General features: G+C 72.9%; 23 protein-coding genes. 16 read left to right on the top strand and 7 right to left on the bottom strand.

Annotated elements, in window-relative coordinates; translation table 11 throughout:
* Nucleotides 1-84: 84 nt before the first annotated feature.
* Both ACFVHV_RS36670 and ACFVHV_RS36665 read right to left on the bottom strand, forming a co-directional pair.
* Nucleotides 85-753: a heme oxygenase (biliverdin-producing) gene (locus ACFVHV_RS36670; RefSeq protein WP_380357291.1), complete on the bottom strand. Its 669-nt coding sequence runs from the start codon at nucleotides 751-753 to the stop codon at nucleotides 85-87.
* Between the two features lie 257 nt (nucleotides 754-1,010).
* Complete coding sequence (locus tag ACFVHV_RS36665; RefSeq protein ID WP_188300447.1) at nucleotides 1,011-1,502, bottom strand: inorganic diphosphatase; 492 nt, start codon at nucleotides 1,500-1,502, stop codon at nucleotides 1,011-1,013.
* A 76-nt stretch (nucleotides 1,503-1,578) separates the two neighbouring features.
* Between ACFVHV_RS36665 and dacB the strand changes: the two genes are divergently transcribed.
* The 6 genes from dacB to folE all read left to right on the top strand — a co-directional run bounded on the left by dacB (nucleotide 1,579) and on the right by folE (nucleotide 9,524).
* Entirely contained in the window at nucleotides 1,579-3,213 is a 1,635-nt protein-coding gene (gene dacB / locus ACFVHV_RS36660) for a D-alanyl-D-alanine carboxypeptidase/D-alanyl-D-alanine-endopeptidase (RefSeq protein ID WP_380357289.1), read from the top strand.
* 108 nt (nucleotides 3,214-3,321) lie between these two features.
* The gene (locus ACFVHV_RS36655) at nucleotides 3,322-4,494 is read left to right on the top strand and encodes a zinc-dependent metalloprotease (protein WP_359909377.1); all 1,173 of its coding nucleotides are present in this window, start codon (nucleotides 3,322-3,324) and stop codon (nucleotides 4,492-4,494) included.
* Nucleotides 4,495-4,777: 283 nt separating this feature from the next.
* Nucleotides 4,778-5,905, top strand: a complete 1,128-nt coding sequence (gene tilS, locus ACFVHV_RS36650) for a tRNA lysidine(34) synthetase TilS (RefSeq protein WP_359909374.1) — start codon at nucleotides 4,778-4,780, stop codon at nucleotides 5,903-5,905.
* Between the two features lie 71 nt (nucleotides 5,906-5,976).
* Entirely contained in the window at nucleotides 5,977-6,531 is a 555-nt protein-coding gene (gene hpt / locus ACFVHV_RS36645) for a hypoxanthine phosphoribosyltransferase (protein WP_280685463.1), read from the top strand.
* Between the two features lie 226 nt (nucleotides 6,532-6,757).
* The gene (gene ftsH, locus ACFVHV_RS36640) at nucleotides 6,758-8,812 is read left to right on the top strand and encodes an ATP-dependent zinc metalloprotease FtsH (protein WP_359909371.1); all 2,055 of its coding nucleotides are present in this window, start codon (nucleotides 6,758-6,760) and stop codon (nucleotides 8,810-8,812) included.
* A gap of 106 nt (nucleotides 8,813-8,918) precedes the next feature.
* On the top strand, nucleotides 8,919-9,524 hold the full coding sequence (folE, locus tag ACFVHV_RS36635; RefSeq protein WP_359909368.1) for a GTP cyclohydrolase I FolE: 606 nt from the start codon (nucleotides 8,919-8,921) through the stop codon (nucleotides 9,522-9,524).
* A 25-nt stretch (nucleotides 9,525-9,549) separates the two neighbouring features.
* Here the strand turns inward: folE and ACFVHV_RS36630 are convergent, their stop codons facing one another.
* Nucleotides 9,550-10,338, bottom strand: a complete 789-nt coding sequence (locus ACFVHV_RS36630; RefSeq protein WP_380357284.1) for a ferritin-like domain-containing protein — start codon at nucleotides 10,336-10,338, stop codon at nucleotides 9,550-9,552.
* A 159-nt stretch (nucleotides 10,339-10,497) separates the two neighbouring features.
* A complete protein-coding gene (locus tag ACFVHV_RS36625; RefSeq protein ID WP_359909362.1) occupies nucleotides 10,498-11,652 on the bottom strand; it encodes an alpha/beta hydrolase-fold protein in 1,155 nt (384 codons plus the stop codon).
* Between the two features lie 377 nt (nucleotides 11,653-12,029).
* Between ACFVHV_RS36625 and ACFVHV_RS36620 the strand changes: the two genes are divergently transcribed.
* The 7 genes from ACFVHV_RS36620 to ACFVHV_RS36590 all read left to right on the top strand — a co-directional run bounded on the left by ACFVHV_RS36620 (nucleotide 12,030) and on the right by ACFVHV_RS36590 (nucleotide 18,586).
* Nucleotides 12,030-13,871, top strand: coding sequence for a phosphatidylglycerol lysyltransferase domain-containing protein (locus tag ACFVHV_RS36620; protein ID WP_359909359.1), 1,842 nt, complete (start codon nucleotides 12,030-12,032; stop codon nucleotides 13,869-13,871).
* A gap of 84 nt (nucleotides 13,872-13,955) precedes the next feature.
* Entirely contained in the window at nucleotides 13,956-14,837 is an 882-nt protein-coding gene (gene folP, locus ACFVHV_RS36615; RefSeq protein WP_359909356.1) for a dihydropteroate synthase, read from the top strand.
* A 28-nt stretch (nucleotides 14,838-14,865) separates the two neighbouring features.
* Nucleotides 14,866-15,345 carry a nuclear transport factor 2 family protein gene (locus ACFVHV_RS36610; protein ID WP_359909353.1) on the top strand — a complete coding sequence of 160 codons (480 nt, stop codon included), beginning with the start codon at nucleotides 14,866-14,868 and terminating at the stop codon, nucleotides 15,343-15,345.
* Between the two features lie 246 nt (nucleotides 15,346-15,591).
* The gene (folB, locus tag ACFVHV_RS36605; protein WP_359909425.1) at nucleotides 15,592-15,951 is read left to right on the top strand and encodes a dihydroneopterin aldolase; all 360 of its coding nucleotides are present in this window, start codon (nucleotides 15,592-15,594) and stop codon (nucleotides 15,949-15,951) included.
* 43 nt (nucleotides 15,952-15,994) lie between these two features.
* Nucleotides 15,995-16,594 (top strand): 2-amino-4-hydroxy-6-hydroxymethyldihydropteridine diphosphokinase, encoded by a 600-nt coding sequence (gene folK, locus ACFVHV_RS36600; RefSeq protein ID WP_359909351.1) that lies wholly within the window; start codon nucleotides 15,995-15,997, stop codon nucleotides 16,592-16,594.
* A 195-nt stretch (nucleotides 16,595-16,789) separates the two neighbouring features.
* Nucleotides 16,790-17,278 carry a DUF3180 domain-containing protein gene (locus ACFVHV_RS36595; protein WP_360353700.1) on the top strand — a complete coding sequence of 163 codons (489 nt, stop codon included), beginning with the start codon at nucleotides 16,790-16,792 and terminating at the stop codon, nucleotides 17,276-17,278.
* A 156-nt stretch (nucleotides 17,279-17,434) separates the two neighbouring features.
* On the top strand, nucleotides 17,435-18,586 hold the full coding sequence (locus ACFVHV_RS36590) for a hypothetical protein (protein WP_359909345.1): 1,152 nt from the start codon (nucleotides 17,435-17,437) through the stop codon (nucleotides 18,584-18,586).
* A 37-nt stretch (nucleotides 18,587-18,623) separates the two neighbouring features.
* Here ACFVHV_RS36590 and ACFVHV_RS36585 read toward each other — a convergent pair whose 3' ends face one another.
* The gene (locus ACFVHV_RS36585) at nucleotides 18,624-19,199 is read right to left on the bottom strand and encodes a TerD family protein (protein ID WP_359909342.1); all 576 of its coding nucleotides are present in this window, start codon (nucleotides 19,197-19,199) and stop codon (nucleotides 18,624-18,626) included.
* A gap of 134 nt (nucleotides 19,200-19,333) precedes the next feature.
* On the bottom strand, nucleotides 19,334-19,822 hold the full coding sequence (locus ACFVHV_RS36580) for a hypothetical protein (protein ID WP_359909339.1): 489 nt from the start codon (nucleotides 19,820-19,822) through the stop codon (nucleotides 19,334-19,336).
* Nucleotides 19,823-19,930: 108 nt separating this feature from the next.
* On the opposite strand from ACFVHV_RS36580, the gene arfB reads away from it, so the two are divergent.
* A complete protein-coding gene (arfB, locus tag ACFVHV_RS36575; protein WP_359909336.1) occupies nucleotides 19,931-20,365 on the top strand; it encodes an alternative ribosome rescue aminoacyl-tRNA hydrolase ArfB in 435 nt (144 codons plus the stop codon).
* Nucleotides 20,366-20,377: 12 nt separating this feature from the next.
* Here the strand turns inward: arfB and ACFVHV_RS36570 are convergent, their stop codons facing one another.
* Entirely contained in the window at nucleotides 20,378-20,905 is a 528-nt protein-coding gene (locus tag ACFVHV_RS36570) for a flavin reductase family protein (RefSeq protein ID WP_380357276.1), read from the bottom strand.
* Between the two features lie 371 nt (nucleotides 20,906-21,276).
* Here ACFVHV_RS36570 and ACFVHV_RS36565 point away from each other — a divergent pair, with 371 nt between their 5' ends.
* Entirely contained in the window at nucleotides 21,277-23,064 is a 1,788-nt protein-coding gene (locus ACFVHV_RS36565; protein ID WP_380357273.1) for a diguanylate cyclase domain-containing protein, read from the top strand.
* A 175-nt stretch (nucleotides 23,065-23,239) separates the two neighbouring features.
* Entirely contained in the window at nucleotides 23,240-24,259 is a 1,020-nt protein-coding gene (locus ACFVHV_RS36560) for a hypothetical protein (RefSeq protein ID WP_359909327.1), read from the top strand.
* Nucleotides 24,260-24,460: the final 201 nt, after the last annotated feature.

The raw sequence follows: 24,460 nt of genomic DNA, 5'->3' as shown, positions 1-24,460 counted from the left end.
GGGCCTGACGGCGGGCGGAGACGGCGACGGCCCCGGCGAGCAACCGCTCGCCGGGGCCGTCCCTCGAAAACCAGGGGGAAACGTTTATGCACTCAGCGGGTAACGCGCATCCAGGTCGCGGAAGACCGCCCCGTTGAGCACGAAGGCCCGCTTGCACTCCTCGACCACCCGGCGCCGCTCGACCTCGTCCATCGCCTCCCCGGCCGCGTCCAGCTTGGCCCGGTACTCGCGCTTGAAGGCCGCCGGGTTGTCGACCTCCTCGAAGACGTAGAACCGCACGCCGTCGCCCTTGCGCTCGAAGCCCCAGGTCTTCTCGGCCACGCCCCGGATGATCTGGCCGCCCGACAGGTCGCCCAGGTAGCGGGTGTAGTGGTGCGCGAGGTACCCGGCCGGCCACGCGGCGGCCAGCTCCTCCACCCGGGCGACGTAGGCGGCGGTGGCCGGCAGCGGTGCCAGGCCGTCCCGCCAGTCGGGCCCGCGCAGGTGCGCCAGGTCGCGCTCGACGGCGGCGGTGCGCAGCAGGGCCCGGTCGATGAAGGGGTCCGCCAGCGGGTGCCGCGCGAGCTGCTCCGCCCGCTCCTCCAGGGCCCGGTAGACGAACCAGAGCTGGCCGGTGAGGTCGGCGTACGCCTCGATCCCGAGTCGGCCTCCCAGCAGCCGGCTCATGAACGTGGACTGCTCGGCGGCCTCGTGCTCCTCGCTGCTGGCGGTGCGGAGCACGGTGGAGAACGGGGCGGGCGCGGGCGTGGGCATGCGGCCTCCAGGGTTCGGGGTCGGCCGTTCGGGGTCGGCCGTTCGGGTCGGCCGTTCGGGTCGGCCGTTCGGAGTCGGACCGAATGTTTTGGTTAGCCTAACCTAACTTCACATCATGCCGACAGGGTGTCGGCAAACCGTCCCGTCCCCGGGAACGACAGAGGCCGGGGCCCGCGGAAGAAATCCGCGAACCCCGGCCCCGGGCTGTCCCGACCTGCCTCGAACCGCTCTCGATCGAATGAGATCGGAACGACGGCTCAGTGGCCGCCCTGCTCCGCCAGACGCTTGATCGAAGCGGTGACCTCGGCCTCGGCCTCGGCGCGGCCGACCCAGTCGGCGCCCTCGACGGACTTGCCGGGCTCCAGGTCCTTGTAGACCTCGAAGAAGTGCTGGATCTCCAGGCGGTCGAACTCCGACACGTGGTGGATGTCGCGCAGGTGCTCCCAGCGCGGGTCCGTCGCCGGGACGCAGAGCAGCTTGTCGTCGCCGCCGGCCTCGTCGGTCATGTGGAACATGCCGATGGCGCGGCACTTGATCAGGCAGCCCGGGAAGGTCGGCTCGTCCAGGATGACCAGGGCGTCCAGCGGGTCGCCGTCCTCGCCGAGCGTGCCCTCGACGTAGCCGTAGTCGGCCGGGTAGCGGGTCGAGGTGAAGAGCATCCGGTCGAGCCGCAGACGGCCGGTCTCGTGGTCGACCTCGTACTTGTTACGAGAGCCCTTCGGGATTTCGATAAGGACGTCGAACTCCAACGGTTCCTCCAAGGTAGGGACTGACAGAATCCAAGTGTCTCCTACGGGAGCGAGTGCTCGGGAAAGGGGCCGGTCGGTGGGAGCAGGGGGAGGGGCGGCGCGCCGTCGCGGGGGGACGGCCGCGGGGCTGTTCGGAGCGGCGCTGCTGGTCGTCGGTACGGTCCTGACCTCGGGTGGTGCGTACGCGCAGCCGTCCCCGCCGCCGGGCGGGCACAGTGCCGGGCGGGGAGAGGACGAGGACCACGACGGGCAGGGCGGCCGCGACCGGGGGAAGGGCGATCACGGGAAGGGCGGTGCCGGACCCCGGTCGAACGACGGTCCGGGTGCCGAGCCCACCCGTCGGGCCGCGCCGCCCGTCGCCTCCGCGCCCGCCGCCCCCACCACCGGCGGCAGCGACGCGCCCGGCGCACGCCCGGCGCCCGCGCCGAGCGCCGTCCTGGCCGCCGTGGACGGCGACACGGGCGCCGCCGTCCCCACCGCGCAGGGCCTCCAGCAGGCGCTCGCCGCCGCCCTCGCCGACAAGAGCCTCGGCGAGGTCACCTTCGCCGTCGCGGACGCCGGCACCGGCCAACTCCTGTACGGCTCCGGGGAGAACACCCCGGCCACCCCCGCCTCCACCACCAAGCTGGCCACCGCGATCGCGGCCCTGTCCCTCATCCCGGGGGACACCCGGCTGCACACCCGGGTGGTCCGGGGCGCGGACCCGGGCACGATCACCCTGGTCGGCGGCGGCGATCCGACGCTCACCGCGCTGCCCGCCGACCAGGTGCAGATCGGCGGGCAGCCGGCCGACGCCGACACCGCCCCCGCCTCGCTGGACCTCCTCGCCCGGCAGACCGCCGACACCCTCAAGAGCCTCGGCACCACGACGGTCCGGTTGGACTACGACCTGTCGCTGTACGCGGGCAGCCCGCAGCACCGGAACCACGACGGGCAGAACATCGCCCTGGTGGTCCCGTTGATGGTGGACGAGGGCAGGGTGGATCCGAAGAGCCGGGAGGACGCGCCGGACCGGGTCGCCGACCCGGCGGCCGCGGCCGCCGAGACCTTCGCCGCCCTGCTCAGGGCCCGCGGCATCACCGTGACGGGCAAGGCCACCCCCGCCGCGGCGCCCGCCCCCGCCCCGACCGCCTCCGGTCAGGCCCCGCTCGGCGAGGTCTTCTCGCCGACGGTCGCCCGGCTGGTGGAGCGCCTGCTGACCACCTCGGACAACCAGCTCGCCGAGGCGATGGCCCGTCAGGTCGCCGTCGCCGCCCACCAGCCGGCGAGCTTCGAGGGCGCCGCGGCGGCCGTCACCCAGGAGCTCACCCGGCTCGGGGTGCCGATGGGCGGCGTGGTGCTCAACGACGGCAGCGGCCTGCACCCGGGCAACGCGATCCCGCCCGCCGTCCTGACCCGGCTCCTCGCGCTGGCCGCCTCCGAGCAGCACCCCACCCTGCGCCCGGTGCTCACCGGCCTCCCGGTCGCCGGCTTCACCGGCACCCTCAACAAGCGCTACGGCTCCGGGTCCGGCGCCGCCGACGCGGCCGGTCTGATCCGCGCCAAGACCGGCACCCTCAACGGCGTCAACACCCTCGCGGGCACCGTCGTCGACGCCGACGGCCGCCTCCTCGCCTTCGCCGTCATGACCCGCACCACCGCCCCCGCCGACACCGCCCGTGCCGCCATGGACCGGGTCGCCGGCCGCCTCGGCGGCTGCGGCTGCCACTGACCCGGCCCCGCCCGCCCCGTCGCGCCGGCCGCGCCGATCGGCCGTCGGGGGAGAGGTCTTGGCGGCGGGTGGCTGCCGCCGGTGGTGGGGAGCACGTACGGTGAGGGCATGACGAGCGCGAGTGGCGGTGCTGACATGGTCGACTGGAACCTCGCGGTCGCAACCGCGACCAGGTTGGTGCGGCCGGGGCCGGAAGTGAGCCGGGAGGAAGCGGCGGCGGTGGTCGCCGAGCTCCGCCGGCACGCCCTGGAGGCGGAGGAGCACGTGCGGGCGTTCACCGGCATGCGTTCGTCCAGCCTGTCCCGGGCCGCGGCGACGCCGGTGCTGGTGGTGGACCGACCCGGCTGGATCCGGGCCAACGTGGCGGGTTTCCGCACGGTCGTCCAGCCGCTGGTGGAGAAGCTCCAGGCGCGTCGGGCGAACAGCGCGACGGCCGGGGTGTTCGGCGCGGTGGGCGAGAAGGCCACCGGGATCGAGGTCGGGGCGCTGCTGGCGTTCCTGTCCACCAAGGTGCTGGGCCAGTACGAGACCTTCGCCCCGGCGGAGCCCCCGCTGGAGGCGCCGGACAGCCCGGCGGCGCTGTTCGACAAGCCGCGGCTGGGGCCGGACGGCCCCGGGCCGGGCCGGCTGCTGCTGGTGGCGCCGAACATCGTGCACGTCGAGCGGGAGCTGGACGTCGACCCGTCCGACTTCCGGCTCTGGGTCTGTCTGCACGAGGAGACGCACCGGACGCAGTTCACCGCGGTGCCGTGGCTGCGCGACCACATCCAGTCCGAGGTGCAGTCCTTCCTCTCCGAGACGGACGTCGACCCGGGCGCCCTGCTGGAGCGGCTGCGGGACGCGGCCGGTTCGTTCGGCGGCCTGCCGGGCGGCGGCAACCGGGAGAGCGCCTCCTCCGGGAACCTGCTGGAGATCGTCCAGTCGCCCGCGCAGCGCGAGATCCTCGGCCGGCTGACGGCCGTGATGTCGCTGCTGGAGGGCCACGCGGACGTGGTGATGGACGGCGTCGGCCCGGCCGTGGTGCCGACGGTCGCCGAGATCCGGGAGAAGTTCCAGCAGCGCCGGGACCGCGGCGCCAACCGGCTCGACCTGCTGCTGCGCCGGCTGCTCGGCATGGACGCGAAGCTGCGCCAGTACCAGGACGGCGCGGTGTTCGTGCGCGGCGTGGTGGAGCAGGTCGGCATGGAGGGGTTCAACCGGGTGTGGACCTCCCCGAACACCCTGCCGACCAAGGACGAGATCCACGATCCGGCCGCCTGGGTGGCCCGGGTGGCCCGCTGAGCGGGTGCTCCTGACGCGGGCGCGCCGTGAGCCGGGCGGCAAGCGGCGCGCGTCGGTCAAACCCGCTCGTACGAGTGGTCCAATCGGCCAGACGACGGGTGAAGAAGCGTTTCTTCATTCACCCGTACGTGGGACGGTGGTCGTACCGGTGGCGCGGGTGGCGTAGCGGGTCGCTCCTTTCTGCCACCATCTGTGAGCGCCCGGTAACAGGGCGCTCATGCGGTGCGCGGTCCCCGCCGCGTCCGCCGCGAGTCCTGTCCCCTCCGACGAGGAGTCTTCCGCCGTGGGCCCTCACCCCGCTGTCGCCGCGATACGCCTGGCCGTTCGCCGTACGCTCACCGACCTCGCCGCCGAGGCCGGTACCACCTTCACCGCGCCCGTGCGCGAGCCCCGCGAGCGCCCGGCCGGGGCGCCGCTGGTGGGCGCCGCGGTCGGCACCACCCTGATCGGCAACGCCGCGCGCCACCCCTCCGGGCTGCCCCGCACCCCGGCCGCGCCCGGTTCACCGCTGATCCTGGTCGCGGTCAGCGGCGGCGCGGACTCGATGGCGCTGGCCATCGCCGCCGCCTTCGAGGCCCCCAAGATCGGCCTGCGGGTCGGCGCCGTCACCGTCGACCACGGGCTCCAGGCCGGCTCCGCCGAGCGCGCCGCCCAGGTGGCCGACCGGCTGCGCACGCTCGGCCTCGACCCGGTGGAGGCCGTCCCGGTGCGGGTCGGCCGCGCCGGGGGCCCGGAGGCCGCCGCCCGGGACGCCCGCTACGCCGCCCTGGACGCGGCCGCCGACCGCCACGGAGCGATCGCGGTGCTGCTCGGCCACACCCGGGACGACCAGGCCGAGACCGTGCTGCTGGGCCTGGCCCGCGGCTCCGGCTCCCGTTCGCTGGCCGGGATGCCCGCCCACAAGGGCCGCTACCGCCGCCCGCTGCTGGAGCTGGACCGGGCCGCCACCCGGCAGGCCTGCGCCGCCCAGTCGATCCCGGTCTGGGACGACCCGCACAACTGTGATCCCGCCTACACCCGCTCGAGGGTCCGCCACGAGGTGCTGCCGGTCCTGGAGAAGCACCTGGGCGGTGGCGTGGTCGAGGCGCTGGCCCGGACCGCCCGGCTGTTCCGCGACGACGCCGACGCCCTCGACCAGTGGGCCTCTTTGGCCGAACGCGACCTCCGTACGGGCGACGGCGCCCTGGACGCCGTGAAACTGGCCGAACTGCCGCCCGCCGTGCGCCGCCGGGTGCTGCGCCGGGCCGCGCTGCGGGCGGGCTGTCCGGCCGGGGACCTGTTCGCCCGGCACCTGGAGACGATCGACCTGCTGGTCACCGGATGGCGCGGACAGGGCCCGCTGCACCTACCCGGGGGAGTCGAGGCCACCCGCAGGTGTGGCACGCTGGTCTTTCGGCGGCAGGGCGACTGACGGGCGAGGCATGCCCCGGGGGAGCCGACCGCCGGCCACACAGACCCCGAACGTTTGAGGACGTATCCCCGGTGGACCAGAACGACATGGGCGCTGACCTCGCGAAGGTGCTCATCAGCAAGGACGAGATCGACGCCAAGCTCCTTGAGCTGGCCGAGCGCATCGACCGGGACTACGCAGGGAAGGACCTGCTGATCGTCGGCGTCCTCAAGGGGGCCGTGATGGTCATGGCCGACCTGGCCCGGACCCTGCACTCGCAGGTCACCATGGACTGGATGGCCGTCTCCTCGTACGGCATGGGCACCAAGTCCTCCGGCGTGGTGCGGATCCTGAAGGACCTGGACACCGACATCGCCGGCCGTGACGTCCTGATCGTCGAGGACATCATCGACTCCGGTCTGACGCTGTCCTGGCTGCTGGGCAACCTGGGTTCGCGTGGTCCGGCCTCGCTGGAGGTCTGCACCCTGCTCCGCAAGCCGGACGCGGCCAAGGTCGAGATCGACGTGAAGTACGTCGGTTTCGACATTCCCAACGAGTTCGTGGTCGGCTACGGCCTGGACTACGCGGAGAAGCTGCGCAACCTCCCCTTCATCGGCACCCTCGCGCCGCACGTCTACGGCGGCTGAGGTCCCCGTTCGGGCGACGGGCGGGAACAGTGGGCCGTTCCCGCCCGTTGCACCCGGGAGACAGAGAACCAAAGCCGTGTCGCCGTGCTCCCGCCATGGGTGGGTCGGACTGCGGTACGGTCCAATAAACCGCTCTTCACATGAGCATCAATTCGGACGCGCCGCGGTCAACAGTCCCCGGCGCCGTTGAGTGGCAGGAGGGACGGGGCGGCAACGCCCCGCATGGATGGACGTCAAGCGATACTTCCGTGCGCCGATCATGTGGATCGTGCTGGCCGTCCTCGCCGTCATCGTACTGATGCAGGTCGTTTCGGACTCGAACGGCTACAAGACGGTGGACACCGGTCAGGTCGTCGCGGCGATCGACGCGCACAACGTCAAGTCGGCGCAGATCACCACCGGTGACTCGAACACGATCAAGATCCAGCTGAAGGACGGCGCCGCACTGCCCAGCGCCGGTACGGGCAAGGCCCCGTCCGGCACCAAGTTCCAGGCCTCGTACATCGGCGACCAGGGCGTCGCCATCGCCGACAAGCTGCAGGCGCAGGTCAACGACAAGGACCAGAGCACGCTCGCCGAGGGCTACACGATCAGCCCCGAGAAGCAGAGCACCTTCGTCAGCCTGCTGCTGTCGATGCTCCCGATCGTGATCATCGTCCTGGTCTTCCTGTTCCTGATGAACCAGATGCAGGGCGGCGGCTCCCGGGTCATGCAGTTCGGCAAGTCCAAGGCCAAGCTGCTGACCAAGGACACCCCGAAGACCACCTTCGCCGACGTCGCCGGCGCGGACGAGGCGGTCGAGGAGCTCCACGAGATCAAGGAGTTCCTCCAGGAGCCGGCCAAGTTCCAGGCCGTCGGCGCCAAGATCCCCAAGGGCGTGCTGCTCTACGGCCCGCCCGGTACCGGCAAGACCCTGCTGGCGCGCGCCGTCGCGGGCGAGGCCGGGGTGCCGTTCTACTCCATCTCCGGCTCGGACTTCGTCGAGATGTTCGTCGGCGTCGGCGCCAGCCGCGTCCGCGACCTCTTCGAGCAGGCCAAGGCGAACGCCCCGGCGATCGTCTTCGTCGACGAGATCGACGCCGTCGGCCGGCACCGCGGCGCGGGCCTCGGCGGCGGTCACGACGAGCGCGAGCAGACCCTCAACCAGCTGCTCGTCGAGATGGACGGCTTCGACGTCAAGGGCGGCGTGATCCTGATCGCCGCGACCAACCGCCCCGACATCCTGGACCCGGCGCTGCTGCGCCCGGGCCGCTTCGACCGCCAGATCGCGGTGGAGCGCCCCGACCTCCAGGGCCGGCTGGACATCCTCAAGGTGCACCAGAAGGGCAAGCCGATCGCGCCCGACGTCGACCTGTCGGCCGTCGCCAAGCGCACCCCCGGCTTCACCGGTGCCGACCTGTCGAACGTCCTCAACGAGGCGGCGCTGCTGACCGCCCGTTCGGACAAGAAGCTGATCGACAACGGCATCCTGGACGAGGCGATCGACCGCGTCGTGGCCGGTCCGCAGAAGCGCACGCGGATCATGTCCGACAAGGAGAAGAAGATCACCGCGTACCACGAGGGCGGCCACGCCCTGGTCGCGGCGGCCTGCCAGTACAGCGACCCGGTGCACAAGATCACCATCCTGTCCCGCGGCCGGGCCCTCGGCTACACCATGGTGCTGCCGGAGGAGGACAAGTACTCCACCACCCGCAACGAGATGCTCGACCAGCTCGCCTACATGATGGGCGGTCGCGCGGCGGAGGAGCTGGTCTTCCACGACCCGACCACGGGCGCCTCGAACGACATCGAGAAGGCCACCGCGACGGCCCGGGCCATGGTCACCCAGTACGGCATGACCGAGCGCCTGGGTGCGATCAAGTTCGGCAACGACAACTCGGAGCCGTTCCTGGGCCGTGAGATGGGCCACCAGCGCGACTACTCGGAAGAGGTCGCCGGGCTGGTCGACGAGGAGGTCAAGAAGCTCATCGACACGGCGCACAACGAGGCCTGGGAGATCCTGGTCGAGAACCGCGACGTGCTCGACAACCTGGTCCTGGAACTCCTGGAGAAGGAGACCCTGAACAAGGAGCAGATCGCCGAGGTCTTCGCCCCGATCGTCAAGCGCCCGGCCCGGCCGGCCTGGACGGGTTCCTCCCGTCGCACGCCGTCCACCCGGCCGCCGGTGCAGTCCCCGAAGGAGCTGGCGCTCACCAACGGCGCCGCCTCCGTCGAGAGCGCTCCGGTGGACGTCGTGAAGCTCCCGCCGCTGCCGACGGCCGAGCCGCCGACCGAGGGCTGACCCCCGCTCCGCAGGGAATGGATGCCGCGTCACCAGGGTTTGTACCCTGGAGGCGCGGCATCCGTGCTGTTCAGCCAGAGTCTTCCGATACATAAGCGAGGCCCGCATGATCGACCCGGTGACGTTCGACGGTCCGCCCGCCGTCGGTACCTTCGACCAGAAGCGGGCCGAGGACGCCATCCGCGAGCTGCTGCTCGCCGTCGGGGAGGACCCGGACCGCGAGGGCCTGCGGGAGACCCCGGCCCGGGTCGCGCGGGCCTACAAGGAGATATTCGCGGGCCTGTGGCAGGAGCCCGAGGACGTCCTCACCACCACCTTCGACCTCGGCCACGACGAGATGGTGCTGGTCAAGGACATCGAGCTGACCTCGGTCTGCGAGCACCACCTGGTGCCGTTCCGCGGCGTGGCCCACGTCGGGTACATCCCGTCCACCAGCGGCAAGATCACCGGACTGTCCAAGCTCGCCCGGCTGGTCGACGTCTACGCCCGCCGGCCGCAGGTGCAGGAGCGGCTGACCAGCCAGGTGGCCGACGCGCTGATGCGGATCCTGGAGCCGCGCGGGGCGATCGTCGTGGTCGAGTGCGAGCACATGTGCATGTCGATGCGCGGCATCCGCAAGCCCGGCGCCAAGACCATCACCTCCTGCGTGCGCGGCCAGCTGCGCGACCCGGCCACCCGGGCCGAGGCGATGAGCCTCATCATCGGCCGGTAGGGGCCAGCGGCCGGCCGGACGGTGCTCAGAGCACCTCGTGCTCCGCGTGCGGCGGGGCCGGGGTGCCCAGCGCGTTGCGGCGCTCCGGCATCCGCAGCGTGACCATCCGGCGCCAGCCGTAGGCGCGGTCGTACAGGTAGAGCGCCCGCACCCCGAGGGTGACCAGGGCGAGCTGCCAGCGCGGCCAGCGCAGGATCCGGGCCATCCGGGAGGTGACGGCGAGGCCGACGTCCCGGTGGGTGCGGATCTCGCCGCGGGCGCTGGTCTCCAGGGCGTGCCGGATGTACGGGCCGTGGCCCTCGGAGACCAGCCGCAGCAGCTCCTCGTGGCAGTAGGCGAGGTGGTTGTCCTCGTCGGCGGAGATCATCCGCATCGCCCGGCCGAGGTCGGGGTTGTCCTGGTACACCTTCACCAGCCGGCGCATCTGCTCGGCGGCGCGCTGTTCGGTGACCCGGCTGTGCACGAGGTAGGTGATGATCTCGCGGTCGGTCAGCGGGACGTCGCTGTTCAGCCGCTCGTGCGGGAGGCCGACGCCCTGGCGCTCCAGCAGCATGCAGTAGTCCGCCTCGTCCGGCACCGGCACCTTGGGCAGGCCGCGCTTGTGCAGCAGCTGGGTGAAGATCCGGCCGTGCTTGCGCTCGTCGGCACCGTGCCGGGCCACCTTCGGGGCGAGGACCGGGTCCCGGGTGAGCGTGCTGATCCGCTCGTTCTCCCAGCCGCCCTGGTCCTCGCCGTCGGCCGCGATGCTGCAGAACAGCTGGTACGCCTGGTCGTTCCGGTAGATCTCGTCGAAGAGCGAGCGGGTGCTCAGCACGGTGCCTCCTGCACGGGTCCGGGGCGGTGCCCGGCGGTGGCCGACGGGCGGTCGCGATACGTTCCCCCCGGGCCGCCGGCCGTCCGGGCCGACCGGCGGGTAATCACTCACCTGTCCTAGCCCGGTCCTGGCCGGGTCCTCGCCGGGTCCTGGCCGGGCCTAGCCCAGGTGCGAGCCCAGCCATTCGAGGGTGGCCGGGAGCTCCCTGGTCCAGCTGTCGAAGTTGTGCCCGCCGTCGTCCAGGTAGAGCGAGTCGATCGTGAACTGCGGGTTGCCCGCCGCGGCCCGGGTGGCCTGGTCGACGAACTGGACGGTCTGGGGGTAGTCGCCCTCGGTGCGGGTGGAGACCGCCAGCAGGTTGAGCGCCGGGACGGGCAGGTTCTGCAGCCGCCAGCCGAGGTCGTGCTGCTGGGTCAGCGCCTTGTCGCCGTTGAAGAGGTCCCCGCCGGTGTAGTTGTCCTGGCGCACGGTGAAGTCGCCGTGCAGGCTCGCCGCGTTGCCGTAGACGTTCGGGAAGCGCATCGCCAGGCGCAGCGCGCAGCTGCCGCCGGTGGAGTAGCCGAGGGTGCCCCAGGAGCCGGCCGTGCGGCCGACCCGGTAGCTGCTGCGGATGGCCTCGGGCACGTCCTTGACGAACCAGGTCTCGGTGCGCGGCCCGCCGGGGACGTCCACGCACTCGGTGTCCCGGGACGGGACGACGGCCGGGCGGGCCATCACCAGGACGGTCGGCGGCATCCTGCCGGAGCGCTGCAGGTCGATCGCGGTCTGGGCGAACGGGAGCTCGTGCAGCAGGTTCAGCGTGGTGCCCGGGTAGCCGGCGATGGCCAGCAGGACGGGGAAGCGGACCAGGGCGAGCTTCTGGTCGAAGTACGCGGGCGGCAGGTAGACGAACATCTGGTCGGAGAAGCCGGTCTCCTTGCCGCTGACCCGGACCGACTCGATCCTGCCGACCTCCTCGGGCGGGCCCTTGGGCAGGTTGGTGATGGTCTCCAGGCCGCCCTCGGTGGTGGGCTGGACCAGCGCGTCGGAGACCGGGGTGCCGCCCTTGTGGTTCGCGCTGCCGGTCAGCGCGAGCTTGGCGCCGCCCGGACTGAGCAGGTCGTCCCAGGAGGTGTAGAACCCGAAGGAGTTGTTCACCGACAGCGCGAGCACGGCCAGGACCGAGGCCTGAACGACCGTCAGCAGTCCGATCCGGCCGAGCACCGGCAGCGGCCGCTGGGGCGCCAGCCGCGGCCAGACCCACAGGGTCGCGACGACTGCCGCGACGCCGAGTGCGAGCAGCGAGTTCACCAGCGCGTCGCTGGTCAGTTCCATGCCGTCGGCCTTCCGGTGGGACACGGGCGGTGCAGGCTTCATGGTCTGGCGGTCCGTCAGGCCCGGCCACCGCGGCTAGGCCGTCCGGACGCCCGGCGGGCTGGGAAGGGCGGGGGGAAGCGAAGGCAACCGGCGCCCTAGAATGCGGCGTCCACCGTACGTAACGCGTCCCGGAGGGTCCTGCCGCGCCACGCTGCGGCGGGCCCCCGGCTCCCACCGCCGGCTCAACCCGCAGCGCGACCACGGACCCGGTTTACCGATCGTTTCCGGGTCCTTGGTATGCGCATTGCCTGATGAAGGAATAGGCATGAAGGTCCATCACGCGTCCTCCCCCGGAGTGACAGGACACCGCACCGCAGCCTCTACGCTGAGCTTCCATGAGCGTTCCCGTGTCCGTTGAGCCGAGCCCCGAGCAGCCGCCGCGCCGTCGCCGCGGCCTGCAGACGCTGCGCAACCAGGCGTCCGCCGTCCCCAGGGCCTGGCTCCCCGGAGCGGTCGGCTACGCCTGTCTGCTGATCGGGCTCGTGGACATCGCCAGCGCGGTGTTCCCCAAGCTCCGGCACACCAAGGTGCACACCTTCGCGGGGCAGCTGCCGGGCGGCACCACCAGCCTGGCGGCGGTCGGCGCGCTGATGGTCGGCATCCTGCTGGTGCCGCTGGCGCACGCGCTGCGCCGCCGCAAGCGGCGGGCCTGGCGGGCGGTCTGCGTGCTGCTGCCGGTCAGCGCCGGACTGCACATCGTGCGCTGGCACCAGATCGGCCCGGCGGTCGTCTCGCTGGTGCTCCTCGTCGTGATGCTGGTCCACCAGCGCGAGTTCTACGCCAAGGCCGACCCGCGCACCCGCTGGCGGGCGCTGGTCAACCTGATCGTCATGGGCGTCCTCAGCGTGCTGCTCGGCCTGCTGATCGTGAGCACCCGGACCAAGTACGAGATCGGCCACCCCGGCCTGGCCGAGCGCCTGCAGCACGTCGGGTACGGGCTGTTCGGCTTCGAGGGCCCGGTCCGGTACAACAACGTCCGGATGTCCGACCTGGTCGCCTACCTGCTCGGCGGGCTCGGCCTGCTGACCGCCTTCACCACCGCCTACCTGGCGCTGCGCCCGGGCAAGCCGAAGCCCGAGCTGACCGCGGAGGACGAGGAGAAGGTCCGCGAGCTGCTCGGGCGGCACGGCGAGCGGGACTCGCTCGGCTACTTCGCGCTGCGCCGCGACAAGAGCGTGCTGTTCTCGCCCACCGGCAAGGCCGCGATCTCCTACCGGGTGGTCTCCGGCGTGATGCTGGCCTCCGGCGACCCGGTCGGCGACGTCGAGGCCTGGCCCGGCGCGATCAAGGTGTTCATGGCCGAGGCCCGCGAGCACGCCTGGGTGCCGGCCGTGATGGGGTGCAGCGAGGTCGGCGGCGAGGTCTGGACCCGCGAGGCGGGCCTGGACGCGCTGGAGCTGGGCGACGAGGCGATCGTGGACACCGCCTCCTTCTCGCTCTCCGGCCGGGCCATGCGCAACGTGCGCCAGATGGTCAAGCGGATCGAGCGCAACGGCTACTCCTGCCAGGTGCGCCGGGTCTCCGAGCTCACCGCGGAGGAGAAGTACCGGATCGCCGACGCGGCCGCCCGCTGGCGCGGCACCGACACCGAGCGCGGCTTCTCGATGGCCCTCGGCCGCTTCGGCGACCCGCTGGACGACGACTGCGTGGTGGTCACCGCCCACAAGGCCCCGGAGGAGGGCGAGGAGGGCGACGACCTGAAGGCCGTGCTGCACTTCGTGCCCTGGGGGCCGGACGGCATCTCGCTGGAGCTGATGCGCCGCGACCGCGCCGCCGACCCGGGCCTGAACGAGCTGCTGATCGTCGCCGCGCTGCAGGCGGTGCCCGCGATGGGCGTGCGCCGGGTGTCGCTCAACTTCGCGATGTTCCGCTCGGCGCTCGCCCGCGGCGAGCGGATCGGCGCCGGCCCGGTGCTGCGCGCCTGGCGCGGGCTGCTGGTCTTCCTGTCGCGCTGGTTCCAGATCGAGTCGCTGTACAAGTTCAACGCCAAGTTCCAGCCCGAGTGGGAGCCGCGCTTCCTGGTCTTCCCGAGCACCCGGGACCTGCCGCGGATCGGCTTCGCCGCGATGCAGGCGGAGGCCTTCATCACGCTCGGCATGCCGCGTTTCGGCCGCCGGCGCCAGCGCGAGGGGCTGATGCCGGTCCCGTCGACCCGCGAGGTCACCGAGGCCGCCTGAGGCCCGTCACCGCCCTCCGGGGCCGGCCCGCCGACACGGAACGGGGCCCCCGCCGAGCATCCTCGGCGGGGGCCCCGTTCGATAATGGGAAGCATGAACGATTCGCCGTCCTTCTCCCTGCCGGCCGGTCTGCCGCGGCTGGAGCGCTGCGCCGTGATGGGCGTGGTCAACGTCACGCCCGACTCCTTCTCGGACGGCGGGATGTGGCACGACCCCGCCAAGGCGATCGCGCACGGCCTCGCGCTGCGGGCCCGCGGCGCGGACCTGGTGGACGTCGGTGGCGAGTCCACCCGGCCGGGCTCGCAGCGGGTGTCCGAGGAGGAGGAGCTGCGCCGGGTGCTCCCGGTGGTGCGCGAGCTCTCCGACGCCGGGGTGATGGTCTCCGTGGACACCATGCGCGCCACGGTCGCCGAGCGCGCCGTCGAGGCCGGCGCCGCGATCGTCAACGACGTCTCCGGCGGCCTCGCCGACCCGGCGATGGCCCGGGTGGTCGCCGAGACCGGCGCGCCCTTCGTGGTGATGCACTGGCGCGGGCAGTCCGCCGACATGTACGCGACGGCGGTCTACGACGACGTGGTGCGCGACGTGGTCGCCGAGCTGACCGACCGGGTGGACGCGCTGCTGGCGGCCGGGGTCAAGGAGGACCAGCTGATCCTCGACCCGGGGCTCGGCTTCGCCAAGACCTCCGAGCACAACTGGGCGCTGCTCGGCCGACTGGACGCGCTCACCGCGCTCGGCCGTCCCGTGCTCGTGGCGGCTTCGCGCAAGCGGTTCCTGGGTACGCTGCTCGCCGACCCGGCAACCGGGGAACTGCGCCCGGCCCGGGAGCGCGACGACGCGACGGCCGCGGTGTCGGTGCTGTCCGCCCGGGCCGGAGCCTGGGCGGTGCGGGTGCACGACGTGTCCGGCACGGCGGACGCCGTCCGGGTGGTCGCGGCCTGGCAGCACGCGGCGCGGTTGGGGTGAGGGAGGGTCTGTGACAGGTGACGGCAGGTTGAGCGGCGGCACGGCCGGGCGGGCGCGCGAGGCGGACCTGGAGGCCGTGCTCGCGGCGAACAGGGGGCTCTACGAGGCGCTGGAACGGGGGGACCTGGAAGCGGTCGAGGAGGCCTGGCTGGGTGCCGCCGACGCCGACGACAAGGGCGGCGTGGTGTGCGTGCACCCGGGCTGGCCGGTGCTCCGCGGCCGGGCGCAGGTGACCAGGTCGTACATGCTGATCATGATGAACACGGAGTACATCCAGTTCTTCCTGACCGATGTCGAGGCCGAGGTGCACGGTGATGTGGCCCTTGTCACGTGCACCGAGAACATCCTGTCCGGCGGCGAGTCGGAGGAGGAGGGGGAGCTCGGACCGCTGGTCGGCGGAAAGGTCGTGTCGACGAATCTGTTCCGCCGTACCCCGGCCGGGTGGAAGCTCTGGTCGCATCACGGTTCACCCGTTCTGACCAGCGGGGACGACGACGAGGAGAGCTGATTCCGGCGGCCGCGGAAATGCCGTGCCGAAAAGTCGCCGGGAATTTCCGAGTGGTCACCGAACGTTCACGTCAATCGCCATATCGGTGCGCGTGGCGTCGGTTCGTGCCGGGTAGGACGGTCAGGCGTTGTCCGTGCTCGCGGGTAGATTCGAAACGGAGTGGCGGGCGTGCTGCCCGCCTTCGCCCTGCCCGTCCGTGCCTTTCGCCGGGTGGGGCCCGTCCGACTGGGAGCAGTGATTCGTTTGCTGGACCGCGTCACCCTGCGGGGGCTGCGAGCCCGGGGCCACCACGGCGTCTTCGAGCGTGAGCGCGTCGAGGGGCAGACCTTCGTGGTCGACCTGGTGCTGTACCTGGACACCCGCCCCGCCGCGGCCGGAGACGACCTCACCCGCACCGCGCACTACGGGCTGGTGGCGGAGGAGGTCACCGCGATCATCTCCGGGGAGCCGGTCGACCTGATCGAGACGCTGGCCCAGCGCATCGCCGACCAGTGCCTCAAGCACGAAGCGGTCGAGGAGGTCGAGGTCACCGTGCACAAGCCGGACGCCCCGATCACCGTGCCGTTCGACGACGTGACCGTGACCATCCACCGGGGCCGCGCATGACCCCCACCGCGCGCCCGGTATCCGATGTAGAGGACGTTTTCCGATGAGCACCAGCGACCAGACGGCTACGCCGAACGCGTTCGACCTGGAGGACCGGGTGGACTCCGTCGACACCACGCTGCACAGCCAGCGCTGCGCGGTCGTCGCGCTCGGCAGCAACCTGGGCAACCGGCTGGACACCCTCCAGGGCGCCGTCGACGCGCTCGCCGACACCCCGGGGCTGAGGATCAAGGCCGTCTCCGCGGTGTACGAGACGGAGGCCGTCGGCGGGCCGGAGGAGCAGCCGAACTACTACAACGCGGTCGTGGTGCTGCGCACCTCGCTGCCCCCGCGGGACCTGCTGGAGCGCGGCAACGCCATCGAGGACGCCTTCGGGCGGGTGCGGACCGTCCACTGGGGCCCGCGCACCCTGGACGTCGACATCCTGGCCTACGAGGGCGTGCTGAGCGACGACCCGCAGCTGCTGCTGCCGCACCCGCGCTCGCACGAGCGGGCCTTCGTGCTCGCTCCCTGGCTGGACGCCCAGCCGGAGGCCGAGGTGCCCGGGCACGGGCGGGTGGACGCGCTGCTGACCGCGCTGGGCGGCCCGGACGCGCAGGGCGTGAAGCGCCGCGAGGACATCCGGCTGACGCTGCCGGAGTAGGTCCGGGGCCGGGCTCGGAGGGCCGACGGCCGGGCCGTCGCCCGGGGAACTCGACCGGGGGCCCGGCCGTACGAGTAGGTGTCCGTCGTTCGCGCGGGTGTCCGCCCGGCCGGGCCCGGTACGGTGGCTTGGCGTCGCCGCGCCGGGCCACCGGGCGGGCGGCCGGTTCTGGTACCCGGGAAGGACCTCCTCCGAGTGAAGCTGCTTCGCCTCCGCCTGCTGATCGGCATCACCGCCGCCACGACGGCGCTGTCCTGGGCCGGCTCCAAGCTGTGGGCCTCCGTGGACACGCTGCCGGCCGTGCCCGCCGCGGCGCCGGTGGTGCTGGCGGCGGTGGCGGTGATCCTGCTGGCGACCGCGCTGTCGCTGCGGGCCCGGCTGAAGGCGGTGCGCGAGCGGCAGCCCGGGGCGAAGGGGGTCGACCCGCTGCTGGCGGCCCGGGCGGTGGTGCTGGGGCAGGCCAGCGCGCTGGTCTCGGCGGTGGTCACCGGCGTCTACGCGGGGGCCGGGATCTACCTGCTGGGCGAGCTGGACGTGTCGGCCCGCAAGGACCAGGCCGTGACGGCCGGGCTCGCGGTGCTGGCGGGGGCCGCGGTGATAGCGGCGGCGCTCTGGATCCAGCACGTGTGCAAGTTGCCGGAGAACCACGACGACCCGGGCGGTCAGGCGGCCTCGCACCGCTGAGGCGTCGCCGAGGTGTCGCTGCGGTGTCGCTGAGCGGCCCTTTCCTCGTGATCTTGGGTGAGAATCCGGGCACGTGCGGTAAGAACCGAACCCTGTCAAGGGCGGAAGGGGACCCTGGGCTGACACGGCCCCAATTCGCACGCTAGTTTCTTGGACATGTCTCGCGGACGCCACCGTCATTCCTCCGTCCTCGGCCGGGCCTTCCCCCCCACCGCCACCGGCGTACTGCTGGTCGCCGCACTGGCCGCTCTGCTTTTCAGTCAGGACACCATCCTGGTGCGCTCGGTGGGCGTCGCGGCGGTGATCGCGACGCTCGGCTTCGCGCTGCTGCTGCGCCAGCGGGACAAGGCGGCCCGGGCGGCCGCCGAGATGTCCGCGGCCCAGCGGATGCGCGCCGAGGAGCGGTTCGAGGAGCAGTTGGCCGAGGCCGAGTACGCGGCGGAGGTCGCCGAGGAGCGGGCCACCCGGTTCGGGCGGCGGCTGACGGCGGAGAAGTCGCGGCTGGCGAAGGCCGAGACCGAGATCGCCCGGCTGCTGCGCGAGCGGGCCGTGACCGTCGCCGAGCAGGCACTCAAGGAGGCCGAGGCGGCCCAGCGGGCGCTCGCCGCGAGCCGTCCGAAGCACCCGGCCAGCCCGGCCGCGTACGTGCGGGCGGCGTCGGTGCTGCGGCACCTGGAGCGCCGCGCGGCGGAGCAGGAGGCGCAGCGGGCGCGTACGGCGGGTGCGGAGGTCGCCCTGCGGGCGCGTGCGGCGGAGCCGGCGGTCGCCCCGGCCGCCCCGGCGGTCGCGGTGCCCGCACCGGTGGCCGTGCCGGCTCCGGTGGCGCCCTCGGTGCCCACTCCGGGGCAGGCCCCGGTCGCCCAGTCGCCGGTGCGTCCCGAGCCGGCGCGTCCCGAGCCGGTGCGTCCGGAGCCGGTGCGCCCGGCGCTGACCGCGACGGTCGGTCAGCTCGGCGGGACTCCGGCCGTGCCCGCCGCGGCGCCCGCGCCGGGGGAGCGGCAGCGGCCGCGGCCGGCGCAGTCCGGGCAGGCGCGCGGGCAGGGCTTCAGCTTCTTCGGCCGCGGTTCGGCCGTTCCGGCGCGCCCGGCGGCCCCGGCGCCGGCGGTGGGCAGCGTCGCCGAGCTGGGGGAGCGCGCCGACCTGGCGGACGTGGTGGGCGACGAGGCGGTGGCCGCGAAGGCCGAGGCCGAGGCCCGGGCGGCGGAGCCGGCCGAGCGGCCCGAACAGGGCGAGCCGACCGTGGTGGACCTGACGCCGGAGGACGAGACCGAGCTGATCGAGCTGCCGGAGCTGCGCGCCTCGCGCTGAGGCGACCGGGCCCCGGAAAACGAGAACCGCGGGTGCGTCAGATCTGCACGCCGAAGTCCTGGGCGATGCCGGCCAGGCCGGAGGCGTAGCCCTGGCCGACGGCGCGGAACTTCCACTCCGCGCCGTTGCGGTAGAGCTCGCCGAAGATCATCGCGGTCTCGGTGGCGGCGTCCTCGGAGAGGTCGTAGCGGGCGATCTCGGCGCCGCCGGCCGCGTTCACCACGCGGATGTAGGCGTTGCGGACCTGGCCGAAGTTCTGGCCGCGGGCGACGCCGTCGTAGATGGTGACCGGGAAGGTGATCTTGACGGCCTCGGCCGGCAGGCCGGACAGGCTGATGTTGAGCGCCTCGTCGTCGCCCGCGCCCTCACCGGTGCGGTTGTCACCGGTGTGCACGACGGTGTTGTCCGGCGTGCTGGTGTTGTTGAAGAACACGAAGTGGGCGTTGGACAGCACCTTGCCGTCCGCGTTCAGGACGATCGCGCTGGCGTCGAGGTCGAACTCGGCGCCGGTCGTGGTGCGGACGTCCCAACCCAGGCCGACGGTGACCGCGGACAGGCCGGGGGCCTCCTTGGTCAGCGAGACGTTGCCACCCTTGGAGAGGCTCACTGGCATGACGATTGCAGTCCCTTCGTTCGCTTCGTGCGCTATTTCCCGGGACAACGCAATACTCCGGCGGCTTGGTTCCGCAGGAAGCGTGAATTCTTCGCGGGCGCCAATCGGAGGGCAAAGCCCGGGCAAAGCCGGTGTCAGATCCGCCGGAACCGGCCCTGCAGAGTCCAGATGTTCGGATTGTCGGCCAGGCCGGGGTGCATGTCGAAGAGGTCGGCCAGGGTGTCCTGGAGGAAGTCCCGGGCCTCGCGCCGCAGTTCGCCGTGGCGGACCACCACCGGCGGCTCGTCCGGCAGCCAGGTGGCGGTGACCTCGACCCAGTTGAAGCGGCGGGCGAAGCGCAGCAGCTCGGTGTTCTGGGTGAAGTCGAGGTCGGTGGTCTGCACCCGGGCGGCCCGGCCGCCGTCCGGGTCGCGGTCCAGGAGTTCGGCCACGTCGCACAGCGCCCAGGCGAAGTCGAGCACCGGAACCCAGCCCCAGGCGGTGGACAGGTCCGAGCCCTCGCCGTCCAGGTAGACGTCGCCGCAGAACAGGTCGTAGCGCAGGGCGTGCACGGACGCGGTGCGGTAGTCCGTCTGCGGGGGGTCGGGGAAACGGTTGGAGAGGGAGTAGCCGAGCTCGATCACGTACGCCATTGTCGGGGCTCGGGGCGGATCGGGGTAACCGGGTGCGCGGGCGCGGGGGCGTACCGATAACCGGGTGACCGGGCGGGCCGGGCGCGGGATGATGGACGCATGTCCGAGCCCATCCGCGTACGGGGGTCGGTGGTCGTCCCCGACGCCGAGCTCGTCTGGCGCTTCTCGCGTTCCTCCGGCCCCGGCGGCCAGCACGTCAACACCTCCGACTCCAAGGCGGAGCTGCGCTTCGACCTGGCGTCGACCGGGGCGTTGCCCGAGGTGTGGCGCGAGCGTGCGCTGGAGCGGCTGGCCGGCCGGCTGGTGGACGGCCGGGTGCTGGTGGTCCAGGCCTCGGAGTTCCGCTCGCAGTGGCGCAACCGGGAGGCGGCCGCGGCCCGGCTGTCGGCGCTGCTGAGCGAGGCGTGCGCGCCGCCGCCGAAGGCCCGGCGGGCGACCAGGCCGAGTCGGGGAATGGTCGAGCGGCGGCTGACCAACAAGCGGCTCCGCTCCGAACTGAAGCAGGGCCGCCGGGCGCCGCGCGGCGGCGAGTAGCCGGCGGGCGGTTCAGCCGAGGGTGCGGTAGCCGCCGCGGAAGTAGAGCAGCGGGCGGCCGGCCGGGTCGGGGACCGCGGCCTCCAGGACGCGGCCGAGCAGCAGGGTGTGGTCGCCGGCGGGTATCCGCTGCTCGGTGCGGCACTCGACGGTGGCCAGCGCGCCGTCGATCAGCGGGGCTCCGGTGCGCGGGCCGCGCCGGTGCGGGGTGTCCGCGAACAGCAGCCGGTCGCTGAGCCGGCCCTTCATGGCGAACCGGGAGCCGAGCGTCTTCTGTCCCTCGGTCAGCACCGAGACCGCCCAGGTGTCCGTCCGGGAGAGGACCTCGTCCATCCGGGAGTCCTCGCGGACCGAGATCAGCACCAGCGGCGGCTCCAGCGACACCGAGAGGAAGGACGTGGCGGTCATGCCGACGTCCTCGCCGTCCTCGGGGTCGTGGACGGTCACCAGGCTCACGCCGGCGGCGAGCTGGGAGAGGGCAGCCCGGAACTCGTCGGGCGTGGCGTGGGGGGCAGCTTCGGGCTGCGGGGACGGGTACACGTACCGCACGGTAGTCGTCACCCGGGAGGAACGGCATCGGGCCTTGGTCGTAGGACCGGCGCTCCGGCCGAAGGGTTGCGCCCGGTGGCCGAACTCACCCTCAGGAGTGAAGCGGCCGGACCGGCGGGCCCAGTCGGCTTCAGTCCGGGGCCCATGCGGTCGACCACCAGAAATGTGCCGATAGCGCTTTATGTCCCGCTATGGGACAGATGAACTGATTAAGGGCGCATTAGTGTCGTGTGATTTAAGTCACAAGTGATGGCCTATTGCTGACCGAGCGTGCCGAGCGCTGTGCTCCCTGTGATTCAGTTCTTCTGGCAATCGGACGATAACCAATCAAGAACTATCCGAAGCAGCCGGGGAGCCCCCGCATGGAAGCCGAGTCGGAGCCGTACGTCCGTCTCGCGACCCTCCGCACCTTGCACCGGGTCGTGGCGGACCTCAACGCTGCCCGCAGCCTCGCTGGCACGCTCCAGGCCGTTGTCGAAGGCGCGGTGCACGGGCTCGGCTTCGACGCCGCCGCCGTCAGCCTGGTCCGGCCGGACGGCGACCTCGTGGTGGCGGCCGTCTGGGAGCTGGAGGAGAGCCCGATGGGCGGCCCCTCCGTGCTGCTCGGCCAGGTCGGCTCCCGGGAGTCCTGGGACCGGCTGCTCGGCGTCAGCGACCACTGGGGCACCCTGCGCTTCCTGCCGTACGACCGCGGCTGGGCCGTCGCCAGCGACATCCCGCGCTGGATCGGGGACAGCCCGCTGCCGGTGTACGCCAACGACTGGCACCCCGCCGACGGGCTGCTCGCCCCGATGTACAGCGCCGGCGGCGACCTCCTCGGCGTCCTCTCGGTGGACCGCCCGCGCAGCGGCAAGCGGCCCGGGGCGTGGACCCGCGAGGCCCTGGAGATGTTCTCCCTGCAGGCCTCCATCGCGATCGGCAACGCCCGGCTGCGGGCCGAGATGCAACGCGCGCTGGCCCGCCTGGAGAAGGAGCAGCAGGCGCTGCGGGCCAGCGAGGAGAGCTTCCGCCAGGCCTTCGAGTACGCGCCCAGCGGGATGGCGATCACCGAGCTGCACGGCGTCGGGCGCGGCCAGCTGACCAGGGTCAACGACGCGCTCTGCCGGCTGCTCGGCCGGCCCCGGGCGGTGCTGCGGCAGCAGAGCTTCGCCGACCTCGTGCACCCCGAGGACCGGGCGCTGCTGGAGCGCACCAGCGCCGAGAGCGGCCGCGCGGAGCTGCGGCTGTCCCGGCGGGACGGCGGCTACCAGTGGGTCTGCCTGCGCAACTCGATCGTCGCGGACGCGGCCGAGGGCCCGAGCTTCCTGCTCACCCACGTCGAGGACATCGAGGACCGCAAGCGGCACGAGTTCCAGCTCGCCCACCGGGCCAGCCACGACGCGCTCACCGGGCTGCCGAACGGCGCCGAGCTCAAGACCCGGCTGGCCCGCCGGCTCTGCGCCCAGCCGCAGCCGGTCGGCGCCGCGGCCGGCCAGGTCGAGGCGGCCTACCCGCAGCCGTACGGCTACCCGGCCGACTCCTACAGCGCGCACACGGCGCACGAGCGGCTGGAGGGCGCGGACCCGTACGCCGGGCCGGTGCACGGCTACGGACTGCCCGAGGGCCTGCCGAGCGGGCTCGGCCCGGGCTACGGGGAGCACGTCCACGCGGTGGTCCCGGCCGAGTACGGGCCGGGCGGCGAAGCCTGGTCGGCGCCGTTCCGCTCCGGCGGCGCGGCGGCGGTGGACAAGGGGCTCGCGGTGCTCTTCTGCGACCTGGACGGATTCAAGTCGATCAACGACCGGTTCGGCCACAACGCGGGCGACGCGGTGCTGGTCGAGGTGGCCCGGCGGCTGAGCCAGGCCGTCCGGGACGGTGACACGGTGGCCCGGCTCGGCGGTGACGAGTTCGTGGTGCTGGCCGACGGGATCGGCCGCGAGGAGGCCAAGGACCTCGCCCACCGGCTGCGGGGCGCCATCATCCCGCCGATGCGGATCGACGGACGGGCGATGCGGGTGGGGGTGAGCCTCGGGGTCGGCTGGGCCGGCTGCGGGATGAGCATCGAGGAGGTGCTGCACACCGCCGACGAGCGGATGTACGACGAGAAGCGGGCCCGGGGCGGGGCGGTGCGCGGAGCGCGCGGCGAGCGCTCGCACCGGCGCGCGGGCTGAACCGGCGGACGGCCGGTGCGGGCTCGGGTCCGCCCAGGTCGGCCCGGGTTACCCGTGAGTTGTCAAGGGGTCTTTTCCCGCCGTCACATCCGACAGGTAGGGTTCCCGGTACGACAGCGTCCATGATCTGCGCCGCCCGCAGCTGGCGGCGCACCGGATGGGGGAGCAGACCACCGTGACGACCGCCGGCAGCAACGGAGTGCCCGAGGGCCAGGGGGGCGGTGCCCCGCAGGACGACGACCCGTTCGGCTACCTCTACCGCCCGGCCGACGGTTCCACCGGGCAGCCGGCCGAGCCGCAGCAGGGGGTCCCGCGCACGTCGTACAACCGCCCGATGGAGGTCGGGCGCGCGCAGTACGGCCAGCACTACCATCAAGGGGGGCCGCAGCGGGCGCAGCAACAGCAGCAGCAGCCGTACGGCCAGCAGGGCATGCCGCCGCAGGGGTACCCGGGCGGTCAGCCGCAGGCCCCGTACGGCGGTCAGCCCGGATCGCCGCAGCAGCCCGAGTACGGTGCCGCGCCCACCCAGCAGACCCGCTACGCGGAGCACTCCCGGCCGCAGCCGGGGGAGGAGCCGCGCAGCAGCGGCCGGAGCAAGGGCGCGGTGATCGGCGCGGTCGCCGTGGTCGCGGCGATAGCGATCGGCGCCGGCATAGCGCTCTCCACCGGGGACCCGGACGACACCAAGAACACCAAGGGCGGCGCCGCGACCACCGCCCCGCCGGCCCCCAACAGCCCGGCGCCGACGGCCACGAACGCGAGCGCCGGCCCCACGTCGAGCGCCACCGCCATCTCCGGGCCGACGAGCGTGGACGCGGGCCAGCTCCAGGCGCAGAACGCGCCGTCCGGCAACAGCGTCAAGGGCGCCAAGTCCGCCGACGGCAGCTACCTGACGCTCCAGCCGGGCGGTTCGGTGACCTGGACCGGCGACATCGCCACGGCCGGGACGTACAAGCTGAGCGTGCACTACAACTACTCGGGCGCGGACATCAAGGGCGGGGCCGCGGTGAACGGCAAGGACTGGCCGAGCGGGGTGACCTACAAGATCTACGGGGCGCCCCCCAAGGACCAGACCGCCGCCTGGTTCTCCACCTGGATACTCCCGCAGTTCCAGGCCGGGCCGAACTCGGTGACCTTCACGGTGCCCTCCGGGCCGATCCTGATCGACCAGATCACCATCGAGCCGAGCGGCTGACGCCGCCGCGGACGCGACGCGGCCGCCCGCCCCCGAGGGGGACGGGCGGCCGCGTCGTGTTCCGGGCGGGTCGCTCAGTCGGCCTTCACGGGCCGGAACGCCTCGTCGCCGAGCACCCAGCGGCCGCGGCGCATGACGGCGACCAGGTCGTAGCTCTCGGAGTCGACCACGACCAGGTCGGCGAGCTTGCCGGTCTCCAGC

Origin of the sequence: Kitasatospora sp. NPDC127116 (genome assembly GCF_042677365.1) — a bacterium.
Taxonomy (GTDB): Bacteria; Actinomycetota; Actinomycetes; order Streptomycetales; family Streptomycetaceae; genus Kitasatospora; species Kitasatospora lactacystinica.
The sequence above is the reverse complement of the archived record's forward strand: the minus strand, read 5'-3'. Positions and strand labels throughout refer to the sequence as shown.

Bases quoted from the DNA above. Each gene is read 5' to 3' on its own strand.
- ACFVHV_RS36670 (WP_380357291.1), bottom strand. From the start codon at position 753: ATGCCCACGCCCGCGCCCGCCCCGTTCTCCACCGTGCTCCGCACCGCC.
- ACFVHV_RS36655 (WP_359909377.1), top strand. From the start codon at position 3,322: ATGACGAGCGCGAGTGGCGGTGCTGACATGGTCGACTGGAACCTCGCG.
- ftsH (WP_359909371.1), top strand. From the start codon at position 6,758: ATGGACGTCAAGCGATACTTCCGTGCGCCGATCATGTGGATCGTGCTG.
- folE (WP_359909368.1), top strand. From the start codon at position 8,919: ATGATCGACCCGGTGACGTTCGACGGTCCGCCCGCCGTCGGTACCTTC.
- ACFVHV_RS36625 (WP_359909362.1), bottom strand. From the start codon at position 11,652: ATGGAACTGACCAGCGACGCGCTGGTGAACTCGCTGCTCGCACTCGGC.
- ACFVHV_RS36620 (WP_359909359.1), top strand. From the start codon at position 12,030: ATGAGCGTTCCCGTGTCCGTTGAGCCGAGCCCCGAGCAGCCGCCGCGC.
- folP (WP_359909356.1), top strand. From the start codon at position 13,956: ATGGGAAGCATGAACGATTCGCCGTCCTTCTCCCTGCCGGCCGGTCTG.
- folK (WP_359909351.1), top strand. From the start codon at position 15,995: ATGAGCACCAGCGACCAGACGGCTACGCCGAACGCGTTCGACCTGGAG.
- ACFVHV_RS36590 (WP_359909345.1), top strand. From the start codon at position 17,435: ATGTCTCGCGGACGCCACCGTCATTCCTCCGTCCTCGGCCGGGCCTTC.
- ACFVHV_RS36585 (WP_359909342.1), bottom strand. From the start codon at position 19,199: ATGCCAGTGAGCCTCTCCAAGGGTGGCAACGTCTCGCTGACCAAGGAG.
- arfB (WP_359909336.1), top strand. From the start codon at position 19,931: ATGTCCGAGCCCATCCGCGTACGGGGGTCGGTGGTCGTCCCCGACGCC.
- ACFVHV_RS36565 (WP_380357273.1), top strand. From the start codon at position 21,277: ATGGAAGCCGAGTCGGAGCCGTACGTCCGTCTCGCGACCCTCCGCACC.